Source organism: Kutzneria sp. CA-103260 (assembly GCF_018263855.1).
GTDB lineage: Bacteria > Actinomycetota > Actinomycetes > Mycobacteriales > Pseudonocardiaceae > Kutzneria.
This window is the reverse complement of record NZ_CP073318.1, coordinates 3,831,896-3,846,799: the sequence shown is the minus strand read 5'-3', so window position 1 is coordinate 3,846,799 and position 14,904 is coordinate 3,831,896. Positions and strand designations below refer to the sequence as shown.

Here is a 14,904-nt window from a genome sequence, read left to right as displayed (position 1 = left end):
GGTGGAACCGCGATCCACCGGGAGTTCCGTCGCACTCAACGGGGAAACTCAGACTCCCGCGGTCTGCTGGATCCAGTCCCGGCTGTTCGCGACGCTGGCGTAGTTCTGGGTGCCGTTGACGTCGGAACCGCTGTTCTCCCCGGTGGAGCAAACGCCGACCTGCACGCCGCCGGCGATCTCCGGGCCGCCGGAGTCCCCGTGCCACGCGGAGCCGTCCACGCCCTTGCTTGCGATCGCCGGGCCGTTGAAGGCGTCCGTCGACGTGCCGGTCACCTGGACGTTGGCCGTCTTGAGCACCGGCGACGGCGGGTTGGAGCCCTGGGTGCGGCCCCAGCCGTAGATCTGGTTGGTGTCACCGACGGCCGGGTCGGCGCTGCCCAGCGTGATGTACGTGGCGTCCACGGCGTTGGCCAGGTGCAGCAGCAGAAGGTCGCCGTTCGGGGCGGTCTCGGTGCGGTCCACGGTGGCCTGCGTACCCTCGCCCAGGTTCAGGCTGCCGACCCGGACGGACATGCCGCCGCTGCTGGCCAGGCAGTGCTGAGCGGTGAGCACCCACTGCGCCGCGATGATCGTGCCCGAGCACTCGAAACCCTGGCTGTCCCAGTAGATCTGCGCCCCCCAGGGCGCGTTCGACGCGGTGCTGCCGCCGATGATGTTCGGGTGGGCGGTGCCCGATGCCTGGGCGGCCGGGGCCGCGATCAGCCCGGCGGCGAGCACCGCGCCGACGAGGACGGTGGCGGACTTGAGCATGGCTTGGATCCTTTCGGGAACGTTGCAGGGTGGTCGTTCCCGCTCCTGGGGAGCAGGTCCGCCGAACCTAACCCGCGCCACGCCGCCTACGACACCGACGAACGTAGGGGTGCGTTTAACCGCTCTTTACGAGTCATCGTCGAGTTCGACGATCCCTCCGGTCGACACCCGCCGATCGGTTGTTGGCCGCCAGCCCGTCGGCCGGGATTCCCGGCCGGTCGACGGATACCCGTGACGTCGTGGCGACGACGCCGACCGGGTGTGGAGCCAACTCACCTCGGCGGACAGTCGCACGGCGGGCCATCGTGGGAATCGCTGTCGAAACTGGCGAACATCCGAAATTCGGTCCCGTTGGCGGGCAGGACGGCCGACTTCTTCTCGCCTGTATGGGTCAGCCGGACTCGCCCGCTCGGCAGATGCGACGACTTGCCTTGCGGTGCAACGTAAAACTCGGTCGAGGCGGTGTCCCCGGGCGAGCATGGGAGGCGTACGCTGCCCGCGCTATGGACCCCTTTGAAGATCACGCGCGGCACAAGACCAGGCAGCGTGTCGACACCTTGGTGATATGGGCCGCGACGGGCGGTGCGCTGGTGTGCTCGGTGCTGGTCTTCTTGGCGACCAACACCTCGCAGCCCAACCCCGTCGCCGAGCCGATGCCGTCCACGCAGTGGCATTTGCTGACTCCGACGTCGCGGGTCGTCGAGGCCAGCACACCGGACACCACGTACGCGGCACTGGCGCCGGTGCCGCCGTCGAGCTCCGCCGCGGACTCGCCGGCACCACCGGCCGCGGTCACGACTACGACAAGACCTCCGCGCCAGGCGCCACCACCGGCGTCGGGGCCCGCCGTCGCGACAGCCACCGGCAGACAGTTGTTCGCGGCAGGCGCCGGCAAATGTCTGGATGTGCCGGCCTCGCCGGACCGGCAACTGCGGATCTACCCGTGCGACGGGCGGGTCACTCAGTCCTGGACCCACACCTCGTCCGGCCAGTTCACGATCAAGCTCGACGGTGTGCCGCTGTGCGTGGACGTCTACGGGCGGGGGACGAGACCCGGGACGAAGGTGGTGGCCTGGCCCTGCAACGGCCAGACCAACCAGCAGTGGATCCGCCACCCCGATGGCACGATCACCGGTGTCGAGTCAGGACTGTGCCTGGACGTGACCGACCGTTCCGTCGCCGACGGCGCTCTCGCCGAGGTGTGGACCTGCAACGGCGGCAGCAATCAGCAGTGGATGCTCAAATGAGCCGGTCCGTGGGCCTCACGCGGCGAGTCGGGCGGTGTGGGCGAGGATGGCGGCCTGCACGCGGTTGGCGCACGACAGCTTGGTCAGCAGCCGGCTGACGTGCGCCTTGATCGCGCCCTCGCTGAGGTAGAGGCGGCGCGCGATCTGCATGTTGCCCAGGCCTTTGGCGACGAGTTCGAGGACTTCCCGCTCTCGGTCGGTGAGGCCGTCCACCAGGGTGCGCGCCCGCTCCAGCGGTTCGAAGTCGACACCGACGACGCGGTCGAGCAGCCGGCGGGTGATGGCCGGGGAGAGCATCGCGTCGCCGGCGGCCGCCGCGTGGACGGCGGCGACGAGTTCGCGTGGATTGCCGGTCTTGAGCAGGATGCCGGCGGTGCCGGCGCGCAGGGCCCGCTGGATGTGGGCGTCGGAGGCCCACGCGGTCAGCAGCACGACGGAGGTGGCGGGCGCGATGTCGGGCACGGCCTCGGCGACGTCGAGACCGTCCATGCCGGGCATCTTGATGTCGGCGAGCAGCACCTGGGGCCGGTGCCGCCGCACCAGCTCGACGGCCCCGGCGCCGTTGCCCGCCTCGGCGACGACCCTGATCTCCGGCGCCTGCTCCAGCACGCCCCGGATGCCGGCCCGCACCAGCGGCTCGTCATCGGCGATTCCAACGGTGATCATCCCCAGGCTCCTCACTGACAACTCCACATCGGCAGTTCCGCGTGCAGCCGGAAACCGCCGTCCGGCCGGGTTTCGCCGGTGACCCATCCGTCCCAGTGGGCCAGCCGCTGCCGCAACCCGCGCAGTCCACGGTGCGAGCCGGCGTGGGCGGTGGCCGGTCGGGCGGCGGGCGGTTCGTTGCCGACGTCGATGACCAGCCGGTCGCCCAGCACTTCGACGGTCACGGCGGTCGGCACGACGCCGGCGTGTTTGTGCACGTTGGTCAGGGCTTCCCGAACTACGGCGCACAGGAGCTCGGCCGCCTCTGACGGCAGCTGGTCGAGACTAGGGCCGGTGCGCAGCTCCACCGACAGGCCGGCGTCGCGGGACTCGCGGACGAGTTCCGCCAGCGTGGCAAGCGGGCCCCGCTCGACCATGCGCTGGGCGGGGACGGAGCCGTCGTCCAGGCCGGCGAGAATCTCCTGCAGGCTCAGGATCGCGGCGTGCCCGGTCTCCCTGATCAATGTGGCCCGCGCCGCCTGCTGACCGCCGGTCAGCTCCAACGCGCTGGCGTGCAACACCATCAGGCTGAGCTTGTGGCCGATGAGGTCGTGGATCTGCGCGCTGAGTCCGGCGTGCTCGGCTGCCAGTGACGACGACTTCGCCATTCCTCGACCTTCCTTCCACGGAGCTGGTGGAGCGGCGGTGGGTCGAGTATGCGAACACGGCATCGACAGCGAGAAGGCTCGCCGTAACGGTTGCACAGCCGCGCGTAACACTTGCACATCCGGCGCGGTCGGAAAACGGTCGAAAGGGTCCGAACGACCTCGGCCGGCCAAGCTGGGAGTTTACTGTGGAGGGCCGCGGCGCGGCAGCTATCGGTCGGCGCCGAGGTTGTCCGCCACCCACGCCGGGATGTCCGCGCGGGACCGCAGACCGACCTTGGTGCGCATCGAGCGGAGCCGGTAGGCGACGGAGCGCACGCTGATGCCGAGCTGCTCGGCGATCTGACGATTGCTCAACCCTTCGGCCGCCAACCGGGCGACCTCCCGCTCGCCGTCGTCGAGCGGGCCGCCCTGGCCCGCCGGCCGATCGGGCCAGGTTCCGTCCAGCGCATAGGCGACGGCCTGGCTCCGGCTGAGTTCGCGGGCCTCGGCCGCGAGCGCGTCCACCCGGTCGCGGCCGAGGCTGTCCCACAGCGCCGCGATGCTCTCCTCGACGTGGCGTCGCCAGACCGGCTCGGCGAACAGCTGATCGCTGCCCCGGATGCTCTTGGCCGCGCTGAACAGCCGGACGGCCCGGTCGGGCCGGCCGCCGCGCTCGGCGACCATCGCCAGGCCCTCCATGGCGTACGGCACCTCGAGCCAGGCGGCCCCGGCCGCGCGCATCGACGCCGCGAAGTCCCGCTCGGCCCGGTCCAGGTCGCCGGCCAGCATCGCGATGGTGCCGGCCGTGTGCCGGATGAGACTGAGCGCGTGCACGGGCGTCGACGCGTCGAACACAGCCATCGCGCGGTCGGACAGGGACTGGGCCTCGGGCACGTCGTCGAGCAGCACCGCGTTGGCGGCCAAGCGGTTCAGCACCATCGCCTCGGCCAGCGGCTCGCCGGTGGCCCGGGCCGCCAGCAGCGCCTCGGTGAGACTGTCCTGTGCCTCGGGAAGCCGCTGCGCCGCCTGCTGGACGCAGCCGCGGGTGTACAGGGCCTCGCAGCGGCGGGCCGGCTCGTCCAGCGCACGGGCGGTGCGGACCGATTCCTCAAGCATGGCAAGGGCTTCCTGCCGATCGCCCTGGATGGTCGCGAGGTAGCCGCCATAGCTCAACACCGTGCAGCGGTAGCCCTCGTGGCAGGTGGCCCGCTCCAGCACGGATCTCAGCAGCTTGCGCGCCTCGGTCAGATAACCGGCGTGCAGCCAGCACCGCACCGTGGCGATGGCGAGCAGGGGATAGCGATCGTCGTCGGTCGACTCGGCCCAGCGCAGCGCCGCCTGGAGGCTGCCCAGCAGCGTCTCCAGGCGGCGCTGGTTGGCCAGCGGAAACCAGATCGGCTGCCGGACCAGCGGCTCGGCCAGCGTGGCCAGCCACGCCACCAGCCGATCGTGCACGGCGTCGGTCTCGCCGGCGCCGTCCAGCCGGGCCCGGCCGTACATGCGGATCGACTCGAGCAGCCGGAACCGGTTGGCGTCCGCGGTGGACACGACCAACGAGCAGGCCTGTAGCCGCGCGAGCAGGCCGAGCACCTGCGCGCTGCCCAGCCGCTCGTCCACGCACACGGTCAGCGCCGTGTCCAGGTCGAACTGCCCGACCAGCACGGATAATCGACGGAACACGGTCCGTTCGTCGTGGTCGAGCAGCTCATAGCTCCAGTCGATGGCCTCGCGCAGGCTGCGCTGCCGCTCCCGGCTGCTCCGGCGACTCGTGGTCAGCAGGTCGAACCGGTTGTGCAGGCGGGCCCGGATGTTGGCGATCGACAGCATCGGCAGCCAGCGGGTGGCCAGCTCGATCGCCAGCGGGCTGGCGTCCAGGTCCGCGCACACCGCCGCCACGTCGGCCGTGTTCTGGTCGGTGAGCTCGAAGTCGTGCACCACCCCGCGGGCCCGCTCGACGAACAGCCGCACCGCGTCGCACCGGAGCAGGTCGGCCGTGCTGGCCGTCGCGGTGTCGGCCGGCAGGGACAGGCCGTTCACCGCGAACACTGTCTCGCCCGGGATGGTCAGCGGCTCGCGGCTGGTGGCCAGCAGGCGCAGCCCGGGGCAGTGCCGCAGCGCCTGCTCGGCGAACTCGGCACAGGACTCCACCAGGTGCTCGCAGTTGTCCAGGACCAGGATGGTGTGCCCGCCCCGGAGCGCGTCGAACACCGTCTCGGTCACGGTGCGGCCCGGCCGGCCGGGCAGGCCCAGCGCGACGGCGACGGCCTGCGGCACCAGGTCGGCGTCCCTGATCGTGTCCAATTCGACCAGGGCGGCCCGATCCGACCACGAGCCGAGCCGCTGCTCGAGCGCCTTGAGCGCCAGCCTGGTCTTGCCGACGCCGGCCGAGCCGACCAGACTGACCAACCGGTGCTGGCGCATCAGCTTCCGCAGCGCGTCCAACTCGCGGCGGCGGCCGACAAAACGGTCGACCTCGGCCGGCAACGCGCCGGGAATGCTCGATTCGAATGGCTGGGCGTCGCCGATCCGGTCGTTTCCGCCGACGGCTTTCCGCATCCGGTACGCCCGCTGGCGGCAGGCGTCGGAACAGTACCGGGACCGGGCCGGTTCGCCGAGCGCGGTGCCGCAGACCACGCAGATCGCCGGCGGGGCGGATTCGCTTCGTCTCATATCGGCACGCCGCGGCGCTCATTCCGGTGATTGATGCACTAGCAACGCCGGACCCGACAGTAGCCGAGGACGGGGTGCGGTGACTGCTCCGGATGAGTGGTTCCGGTCGGTGGCAACGGACATACGGCGCGGAGGCCGTCGAATCACTCGAACTCGGCTGCCATCTTCTCCTCAGTGGCGGGCACGCGGTCGAGCAGGAAGTAGAAGTGGTCGTCGGAGTCCGGCGCGAACTGCTTGCCGTTCATGATGCCGAGCAGCGTGTTGTCGTCGACCCGCTTCAGGTGGTCGAACACGGGCACGCCGTCGTACACCATCGTCGCGGTCACCTCGCCCCGGAACTCGACCATCCACAGGCTGGCCGCGCCGTCGGCGTAGTCGGTGTCCGAGTACAGGTTCCCGTCCGGGTCGTAGCGAACGATCGGGTGCGCGTCCATCCGCGAGTTGAATCGCGTGCCGTACCAACGGATCGCGCGCATGGCCGCGACCGCGCGGTGCCCGGTGTCGAGGGCGACGCCGCGCCATTCGCCGATGATGTCGTCGATGTGGGCGGTCTCCAGGTCGGCCCAGATCGCGTCCAGTTCGCCGGGATCAATGGTGTCGGTCCGACATCTCAGCGCGGCGATCCGGTTCCTCGCCCTTTCGATGCTCATGTTCCGGCCCGGGGCTTTCGGTGGAGACCAGCGCGGCGCACAGTAGGCACGCTATCGGCGGGCGGGCGGCATCGGACAGTGGCGATCGGTTCGTTCTGCGGCGGACGTAGGTGACCTTCGATCATCACGGCCCGGTTCAGCCGGCTTTCCGCGCGCTGACGCCGTACCGGGCCACGGTGAGGAACCACGCGTAGCACGCGTCCACCCAGTCGTGGACCGCGTCGGCCTGCCGGGCCAGCTCGGCCGAGCCCGCGTCGGACCGGATCGCCGCGATCAGGTCGTCCAGCTGCACACGCAGCGCGTTGATCATGCCCAGCACCGACGGCACCGACTGGATCGGCTTGATGCCGTACTCCTCGGCCAGGATCCAACACGCGTTCACCGCGCCGTCGTGCTCGTCCTTGCGGTAGCTGAGCAGGTCGTTCTCCAGCCGCGCGAGCACCGTCACCAGCTGGGCCGCGTGGGTCAGCTCGGTCGGCCACCGGGCGTCTGGCGGGATGAGCCCGGGCACCAGGCGCTGCAACAGCATCCCGGGCAGGATGTGGGAATTGGTCACCGCGTCCCGCAGGTACTGGTCCATGGCCGGCATTCGGTCGTGCTGGCGGTGCTGCCACTCGCGCACGTACGTGTCGATGGCGCCAGCCACGAGGTCGGCGAACGCCGGCAACAGCGCCTCGCCGCCGAGCTCCACGATGCCGGCCCGGACCTCGGCGAAGGCGAGGTGGAACGGATCGGGGTCCACGGGCGGGTTGCCGTGCAGCAGGATGTCCGTGATCGTGTCTCGGTACGGCTGCGGCGAACGGCCGGTCTCCACCACCTGGTCGTCGAACGCGATGATCAGGGTCCAGTACATCGAGGTGAGCCGCACCAGTTCGGCCGGCGCGCCGGGCAGCACCACGCTGGCCAGGATGGTGCACGGCCCCTCGGTCAGCGCCTTGGTCGAGTCCAGCCGGTACAGGCCCAGGCGCACCGCCCACTGGTGGATCTCGGCCTCGATCCGTTGGCAGGCCAGCGGATCGGGCGCCAGCAGCCATTCCCGGACCGGCTGGCCGGCCAGCTCCCAGCGCAGCGGGCGAAGCGCCAGCCGGTCAGCAGGAGACGGGTGCGTCCGAGCCAGTTGGGCCCGCACCCAGGGCGTGATCGTCTCGCCGGTCGCGCCGGGGGCCAGCGGGTCGATGGTCGTCAAGGTGTTCGGCATCGGGCCAACTCCTCACCGTGGACAGATCGTCATGGGCAGCCGCGCCGGATGCAGCGAGCCGGCGCAGACCTCCCGCACCGGGCGGGAATCGGCCGACCGCGGCCGCCAGCGGCGGACCACTGCGGCGGTGATCACCAGCATCTCGGTGCGGGCGAACACATCCCCGATGCACCGCCGCCCGCCCATGCCGAACGGGATGAAGGCGTTGCGCGGCGGTTCGGCCCCTGGCCCCCAGCGCTCGGGATCGAAGCGCATCGGATCCGGGTACACCCGGTGGTCCCGGTGCAGTGCCGTCGGGCTGAACAGGACTTCATCGCCCGGCCTGAGCAGGGCATCGCCCAGGCGGACCGGCTCGGTGACTCGACGCATGAGGAACCAGATGGGCGAGTGCAGCCGCAGCACCTCGTTGACCACCTGCGTGGTGTAGCCGAGCCGGCGGATGCCGTCGAAGCGGATCGGGCCGTCGCCGAACACCTCGTCGACCTCGGCGCGCACCCGTTCGTCGACCTCTGGGTGCCGGTCGAGCTCGTGAAACAGCCAGCACAGCGAGTTGGACGACGTCTCGGTGCCCGCGCCCATCAGCGTGACGACCTCGTCGCGCACCTCGCGGTCGGACAGGCCGCCGCTGTGTTCGTCCTGTGCGGCCAACAACATCGACAGCAGGTCGCCGTGATCGACGCCCTGCTCGCGGTAGGCGGCGATGACCTCGTCGATGACGGTCCACAATCGGTCGACGGCGGCCGCGAACCGGCGGTTGCCCGGTGTCGGCAGCCGGTCCCACCACGGCAGCGGGACCAGGGTGCGCCGGGCGACGCCGGCGCTGATCAGCGGGAACATCTGTTGCGTTTCCTCGATCGCCGACGCGCCGAGGTCCGAGGCGAACAGGGTGGCGGCCACGATGTTCAGCGCCAGCGCGTGCATCTCGTGGTCGAACTGGACGATCTGGCCGGGCCGCCAGGAATCGGCGGCGTGCTCGGCCCGGTCGGCCATGATCTCCACGTACCGGCGGATCCGGTCCTGGTGGAAGGCGGGCTGCACCAGCGGCCGCTGCCGCTTGTGCTCCCGGGTGCCGCAGGTCAGGATCCCGGTCCCCAGCACCGGCCGCATGTTGTCGAAGAACCGCCCCTTGTCGACGCTCTCCGCCTCGGTGATCAGCATGGTGCGCAACAGTTCCGGCGAGTTGACCACGTACGCCGGCTGCCGGCCGAGATGGATCCGCACCAGGTCGCCGTGCTCGCGCAGCGACCGCAGGAATCGCAGCCGTCCGACCGCCAGCCGGCCGGCGTGGCCGACCAGCGGCAGCCGGCCGGGCGCGGCGGGGACGGGGCGCGGTTCGCTCACCACAACAGTCATGATCACCTCGCGGGTCAGATGCCGAACCGGCGGTCGCGGTCGCGATAGGCGGCCAGCGCGAGCTCGAACTCCCGCTCGTCGAACTCCGGCCACAGCTTGTGGGAGAAGTAGAGCTCGGACTCGGCGGTCTGCCAGGTCAGGAAGCCGGACAGCCGGAGCTCGCCGGAGGTCCGGATCACCAGGTCGGGATCGGGCTGGCCGCCGGTCGACAGGTGGTCGCCGATGTGCTCGGTGGTCAGCGCCTGGGCGATCTGCTCGGCGCTGTGGTCCCGCAGGTCGGGGGAGCACAGCAGGGAGCGGACCGCGGTGATGATGTCGTCGCGTCCGGCGTAGCCGACGGCCAGGTTGACGACGGGACCGGCCAGGTCGGCCGTGGCCGCCGTGGCGGCGTCGAGCGCCTTCGCGGTGGCCGTGGGCAACAGGTCCAGCCGCCCGATCAGCCGCAGCCGCCACCGGCGCAGCTCGCTCAGCAGCGCGACGGTGTGCTCGGTCAGCGCGACCATCGGGGTCAGCTCCTCGGCCGACCGCAGCAGGTTGCGGTCGGACATCATCCAGAGCGTGACGTACTCGATTCCCTTGGCGGCGCACAGGTCCAGCACCGGGGGAATGCGTTCGGCCCCGGCGCGGAAGCCGGCCGCGGTCGGCATTCCCCGTTGCCGGGCCCACCTTCGGTTGCCGTCCGGGATGATGCCGATGTGCCGTGGGAAGGCCCGGTCCGGCTCGATGATCAGTCGGGTGGTCAGGGAAGTCTGCTGACGCATGGTGGCCCTCCGGCCTGGTGACAAAACCGTGCTACAGCGCCAGAGCGACCGGCACCGCGGACGGGGCGTGCATGGGCAGGGCGTTGCCCCACACCGGTTCGCCGGCCGGGGCCAGGCCCGGGAACCGGGTGTGCAGGCGGGTCAGTGCGATGCGGATCTCGGCCTGGGCGAGGAAAGCGCCGAGGCAGTGGTGGATGCCGTGGCCGAAGGCCAGCGACCGGCTGGTGTCGCGGGCCGGGTCGAAGGCGTCCGGGTCGGGGAAGACGTCGGGATCACGGTTGGCCGCCGCGAACACCGGCCGCACGTCGCTGCCGGTCGGCAGTTCCACATCGGACAGTCGCACCGGCCGGGTGGCGATCCGGGGCACCGGCGTGAACAGGCCAGGGCCGGTGCGCCGCAACACTTCCTCGGTGAACGCGGCCGGATCCTCGGTCAGCCAGTGGTTGTGCCCGGGATGGTCGAGCATGGTCAGCACACCGTGGTCGATGCCGGCGGCAGTGGTCTCGAAGCCGGCGATCCACAGTGTCAGCAGCATGCTGACGATCTCGTCGTCGGAAAGTCGTTCCGGGGCTTCGGGATCGGTGGTGACCAGCGCGGAGAGCAGGTCAGCGGCGGGGGTACGGCGGCGCTCGTCGATCAGGCCGAGGAAGTAGCCCTCCAGCATCTCGGTGTGCTTGTCGGCGACCAGGAGCAGGTCCTCGGACATGCTGCCCAGCGCCGCCACGAAGTCGGTGACGACGGCCGCCAGCCACGCGCGGTCGGCTGCCGGCACGCCGATCAGCTCGGCGATCACGCCCAGCGTCAACTCCACCGCCAAGCGGGCGTGCAGGTCGACGACTTCGCCCTGGCGCAGCGGTTCCGTGACGTCGTCGATCAGCTCGTCGCACAGGACGCCGATGCGGTCGTTGAGTCCGGCGACGTGCTTGGGGGTGAAGGCCTTGGCCACGAGCCGGCGCAGCCGGGTGTGCTCCGGCGGGTTCTTCAACAGCATGGCGTCGAGCCGGAACGCCATCGACGGGTGGCGCAAGGCGCTCGCGTACTGCTCGACGAGCCGGGCGCGGTCCGGCCCGAGGAACACCTCGCCGGTGCCGCGCTGCACGCACGCCGCGTCGGCATGCCGGCTGACCAGGTAGAAGCCGGCGCTGGTGCGGTGCACCGGCTCGTTCTCCCGCAGCCAGCGCAGAAACGGGTACGGGTCGCGCCGGAAATCGGGCTTCGCGAACTCCGCCAACGCATCCATCGGTCAACCCCTCCGTTGTCCGTCGAGCACGACCGGGAACCGGGTGGCCACGCGCATCGTGAACGACTCGCTCCAGGTCGGCTCGCCGGCCAGACGCAGGTCCGGGTGCCGTTCGTGCAGCAGCCGCAGTGCGGTCGCGATCTCGGCGCGGGTCAGGAACACACCGAGGCAGTGGTGCGCGCCCCGGCCGAACACCAGTGACGCCGAGTTGTCCCGCCAGGGATCGAACCGGTCCGGATCCGCGAACACCTCGGGATCCCGGTTGGCCGCGGCCATCACCGGGCGGAGTTGGCCGCCGGCGGGAATCCGCACCCCGCTCAGCTCGATGTCGCGAGTGGCGATCTGCGACACGCCAAGGAATATCTGCGGGCCGGTGTGCCGCAGCACCTCGTCGGCGAACGCGACCGCCGACCGGTGGTCGCGCAGCCAGTGGCTCTGCTCGGGGTGGTCGACCATGGCGCGGACGCCGTGCTCGATCGCGGCGGCCGTGCCCTCGAAGCCGACGTTCCACAGCACCCACAGCATGGAGATCAGCTCGTCGGGGGACAGTTGGTCCTGGTCGCCGCGGTCGCGGACCAGGGCGGAGAGGAGGTCCCCGCCCGGTTCGCGACGCCGCAGCGCGATGAGGTCCTGGAAGTGGCTCTCCAACTGGGCGGCGTGGTCGTCGGCCCGCGCCAGCAACGACTCGTCACCGCTGCCCAGCGCCGAGGCCAGTTCGGACGCGTTCGGCGCCATGTTGTCGCGTACCTCGGCGGGGACGCCGAGCAGATCGGCGATCACCGCCAGCGCGAACGGCTTCGTCAGCGTCGAGTGCAGATCGACCACATGGCCGGCCCGCAGCCGGTCGGTGACGCCGTCCAGCAGACCCTCGAAGGTCCGCTCGATCCTCTCGTGCAGGTTCGCCACCCGTTTCGGGGTGAAGTCCCTGGCCACCAGCCGGCGGATCCGGGTGTGCGCCGGCGCGTTCAACGCCGGCAGGCTGTTGAGCAGCAACGTGACGGACCGGTGGCCGGCCGCCGCCGGGAACTGTTGGGTCAGCCGGTCCCGGTCCGGGGTGCGGAAGATCCGGTCGGGATCGCGCAGCACCCAGCTGGCGTCGGCGTGCCGGCTGATCAGGTGGAAGCCCTTGCCGGTGCGGTGCACCGGTTCGTGCTCGCGCAGCCACCGCAGGAAGGGATACGGGTCGCGGCGGAACTCCGCCGAGGTGAACCGGGCCATCACGTCGAGTTCTCGCACGGAAGTCATCGCGTCCGCTCCAACGCCACCGGGACCGACCGCGAGGCCGACGCCACGGCGAGGCCGCCCCAGCGCGGATCGGCCAGCCCGACCAGGCCGGGAAAGCGGTTGTGCAGCCGCGAAGTGGCCGTGGCTAGCCCGTTCCTGGCCAGGAACATCCCCAGGCAGTGGTGGATGCCGGCGCTGAAGGTGAGCAGCTGCCGGTTGTCGCGGGACGGGTCGAACCGGTCCGGATCCGGAAACGCCGCCGGGTCCCGGTTGGCCGCGGTGAACACCGGCCTGATGTCCGTGCCGGCGGCATACGTGACGTCGTCGAGCTCGAATTCCCTGGTGGCCAACCGGGGGAGCGGGGAGAACATCACCGGGGCGGTGCGGCGCAGCACTTCGTCCACGAAGGCCACCGAGCGGCCGAAGTAGCCGTGCAGCCACTGGCACTGGTCGGGGAAGGCCAGCAAGCTCCACACGCAGTGGTCCAGGGAGATGGTGTTGGCGTCGGTGCCGGCCAACCACAGCAGCCACACCAGGTTGACCAGCTCGTCGTCGGTGAGCCGATCCTTCTCCTGCCGGACCAGCCCGGAGATCAGGTCGTCGCCGGGGTCGCGTCGCCGGGCCGCCGCCAGCTCACGGAAGTAGTTCTCCATCCGGACGGTCTGCTCGTCGGCCAGCAGCAACGCGGTCGGCGGCCCGACGGTGGAGGCCGCGGTCAGGCCGTCGGCGATGTCGCGAACGGCGGTGATCAGCCATTCGTGGTCGGCGGCCGGCACGCCCAACAGTTCGGCGATCATCAAGCGGGGCAACGGTTCCGACAGTGTCCGGTGCAGATCGACCACTTCGCCGTCGCGCAGCGGCTCCTCGACCGCGTCCAGCAACCGGTCGCAGATCACGCCGATCCGCCCCGCGAACGCGTCGACCGCGCGGGGCGTGAACCGGCTGGCCACCAACTTGCGCAGTCGCGTGTGCTCCGGTGGGTTCTGGGCCATCAGGCAGGTCATCAGAATCGACAGCGCCCGGTGTTCGGTGAGCTGCGGCATCGCAGCGGTCAGCTCGGCGAAACTGGGGCCACGGAACAGATCGCCCACCCCGGCCAGCAGGAAGCTGGCGTCGGCGTGCCGGGTGGCCAGGTAGAAACCCTTGGCAGTGCGGTGAACCGGGTCAACGTCGCGGAGCCGGTGCAGGAACGGGTAGGGGTCGCGCTGGAACTCGGGGGACGCGAACTCGGCCAGCGCGTCCAGCCCGTGGCTGGTCGTCATCGTGCCTCCACCGGCAGGCTGTGCAGGGCGGGATCGCGGACCAGCCCGCCCCAGTGCGGCTCGTTGAGCGCCACCAGGTTCGGGAAGGTGGCGTGCAGTCGGGACACCGCCATGGTCAGCGTGGTGCGGGTGAGGAACGCGCCGAGGCAGTGGTGGATTCCCTTGCTGAAGGTGAGCGTCTGCCGGTTGTCCCGGGACGGGTCGAAGCGGTCCGGATCCGGGAAGACGGCCGGATCCCGGTTGGCGGCGGCGAACAGCGCGCGGAAGTCGCTGCCGGCCGGGTAGGTGATGCCGTTCAACGTGATGTCGCGGGTGGCCAGCCGGGGCGTGACTGTGTACGGCGCGGACGTGGTCCGGCGCAGAACCTCGTCCACGTAAGCAAAAGCGCTGGCGTAGCCGCCCTCCAACCAGTGGCGCTGGTCCGGGAACTCGGTCATCGTCCACACGCAGTGGATCAGCCCTACCGCCGTGCTGTCCGTCCCGGCCAGCCAGAGGAACCACACCAGGTTCACCAACTCGTCCTCGGTCAGCCGCTCCGGCTCCTCCTCGTGCTTGGCGGTCAGCTGCGACAGCAGATCGTCACCGGGGTTCCGCCGGCGTTCCTCGGCCAGCGCCCGGAAGTACTGCTCCAGCCGCAGGGTCTGCTCGTCGGCCAGGGCCAGCATGGACTCGGCGTCGCGGTGGGAGTCCGCGGTCAGGCCGGCGGCGATGTCGATGGTGGCCTTCGTCAGCCAGTCGTGGTCGGCCTCGGGCACGCCGAGCATGTCGGCGATCACCAAGCGCGGCAACGGTTGGCACAGGGTCGGGTAGAGGTCGACCACCTGCCCGTCGTGCAGCGGCCCGGTCAACGGATCGAGCAACCGGTCGCACAGCTCGCCGATGCGCCCGGCCAGGTTCTCCGTGGTCCGCCGGTTGAACACGCGCGCCACCAGCCGGCGCACCCGGGTGTGCTCGGGCGGGTTCATGGACAGGATGCTGCTCAACAGGGTCCGTAGCGACCGGTGCTGGTTGACCGCCGGCATCGACTCGGCGAACGTGGCCGCGTCCGGCGTGCGCAGCAGATCGGTGGTGCCGGACAACAGATGGCACAGGTCGGCGTGCCGGCTGACCAGGTAGAAACCCTTGCTGGTCAGGTGCACGGGATCGTTGACCCGCAACCACTCGACGAACGGGTACGGGTCGCGGAGGAACTCCGGTGAGCCGAACTCGGCCAGGGCGTCGACCGGGTCTCGGGTGCCGGGTAGCGGCATGGGGTTG

Annotated in this window: 14 protein-coding genes; 1 reads left to right on the top strand and 13 read right to left on the bottom strand. The window is 70.7% G+C overall.

Annotated elements, in window-relative coordinates:
• Window positions 1-48: 48 nt before the first annotated feature.
• Both JJ691_RS16390 and JJ691_RS52325 read right to left on the bottom strand, forming a co-directional pair.
• Window positions 49-750, bottom strand: a complete 702-nt coding sequence (locus tag JJ691_RS16390) for a S1 family peptidase (RefSeq protein WP_211769618.1) — start codon at window positions 748-750, stop codon at window positions 49-51.
• Window positions 751-1,270: 520 nt separating this feature from the next.
• Window positions 1,271-1,612, bottom strand: coding sequence for a hypothetical protein (locus JJ691_RS52325; RefSeq protein WP_249227976.1), 342 nt, complete (start codon window positions 1,610-1,612; stop codon window positions 1,271-1,273).
• Window positions 1,613-1,622: 10 nt separating this feature from the next.
• Here JJ691_RS52325 and JJ691_RS52320 point away from each other — a divergent pair, with 10 nt between their 5' ends.
• Window positions 1,623-1,997: an RICIN domain-containing protein gene (locus JJ691_RS52320; protein WP_249227975.1), complete on the top strand. Its 375-nt coding sequence runs from the start codon at window positions 1,623-1,625 to the stop codon at window positions 1,995-1,997.
• Between the two features lie 15 nt (window positions 1,998-2,012).
• Here JJ691_RS52320 and JJ691_RS16380 read toward each other — a convergent pair whose 3' ends face one another.
• From JJ691_RS16380 to JJ691_RS16330, 11 genes are all read right to left on the bottom strand, one after another.
• On the bottom strand, window positions 2,013-2,663 hold the full coding sequence (locus JJ691_RS16380; RefSeq protein ID WP_211769617.1) for a response regulator: 651 nt from the start codon (window positions 2,661-2,663) through the stop codon (window positions 2,013-2,015).
• Between the two features lie 11 nt (window positions 2,664-2,674).
• Complete coding sequence (locus JJ691_RS16375; protein WP_211769616.1) at window positions 2,675-3,310, bottom strand: sensor histidine kinase; 636 nt, start codon at window positions 3,308-3,310, stop codon at window positions 2,675-2,677.
• Between the two features lie 207 nt (window positions 3,311-3,517).
• Complete coding sequence (locus JJ691_RS16370) at window positions 3,518-5,959, bottom strand: ATP-binding protein (RefSeq protein WP_211769615.1); 2,442 nt, start codon at window positions 5,957-5,959, stop codon at window positions 3,518-3,520.
• Between the two features lie 143 nt (window positions 5,960-6,102).
• Window positions 6,103-6,609, bottom strand: coding sequence for a DUF4334 domain-containing protein (locus JJ691_RS16365; protein WP_211769614.1), 507 nt, complete (start codon window positions 6,607-6,609; stop codon window positions 6,103-6,105).
• 136 nt (window positions 6,610-6,745) lie between these two features.
• On the bottom strand, window positions 6,746-7,807 hold the full coding sequence (locus JJ691_RS16360; protein WP_211769613.1) for a terpene synthase family protein: 1,062 nt from the start codon (window positions 7,805-7,807) through the stop codon (window positions 6,746-6,748).
• A 12-nt stretch (window positions 7,808-7,819) separates the two neighbouring features.
• Window positions 7,820-9,160, bottom strand: a complete 1,341-nt coding sequence (locus tag JJ691_RS16355) for a cytochrome P450 (RefSeq protein WP_211769612.1) — start codon at window positions 9,158-9,160, stop codon at window positions 7,820-7,822.
• A 14-nt stretch (window positions 9,161-9,174) separates the two neighbouring features.
• Window positions 9,175-9,921 (bottom strand): polyprenyl diphosphate synthase, encoded by a 747-nt coding sequence (gene uppS / locus JJ691_RS16350; protein WP_211769611.1) that lies wholly within the window; start codon window positions 9,919-9,921, stop codon window positions 9,175-9,177.
• A gap of 31 nt (window positions 9,922-9,952) precedes the next feature.
• Window positions 9,953-11,161 (bottom strand): cytochrome P450, encoded by a 1,209-nt coding sequence (locus JJ691_RS16345; RefSeq protein ID WP_211769610.1) that lies wholly within the window; start codon window positions 11,159-11,161, stop codon window positions 9,953-9,955.
• Between the two features lie 3 nt (window positions 11,162-11,164).
• Window positions 11,165-12,406: a cytochrome P450 gene (locus JJ691_RS16340; RefSeq protein WP_211769609.1), complete on the bottom strand. Its 1,242-nt coding sequence runs from the start codon at window positions 12,404-12,406 to the stop codon at window positions 11,165-11,167.
• On the bottom strand, window positions 12,403-13,647 hold the full coding sequence (locus JJ691_RS16335; protein WP_211769608.1) for a cytochrome P450: 1,245 nt from the start codon (window positions 13,645-13,647) through the stop codon (window positions 12,403-12,405). The genes JJ691_RS16340 and JJ691_RS16335 overlap by 4 nt, the downstream gene beginning before the upstream one ends.
• On the bottom strand, window positions 13,644-14,897 hold the full coding sequence (locus tag JJ691_RS16330) for a cytochrome P450 (RefSeq protein ID WP_211769607.1): 1,254 nt from the start codon (window positions 14,895-14,897) through the stop codon (window positions 13,644-13,646). Before JJ691_RS16330 ends, JJ691_RS16335 begins: the two co-directional genes overlap by 4 nt.
• Between the last annotated feature and the right edge of the window lie 7 nt (window positions 14,898-14,904).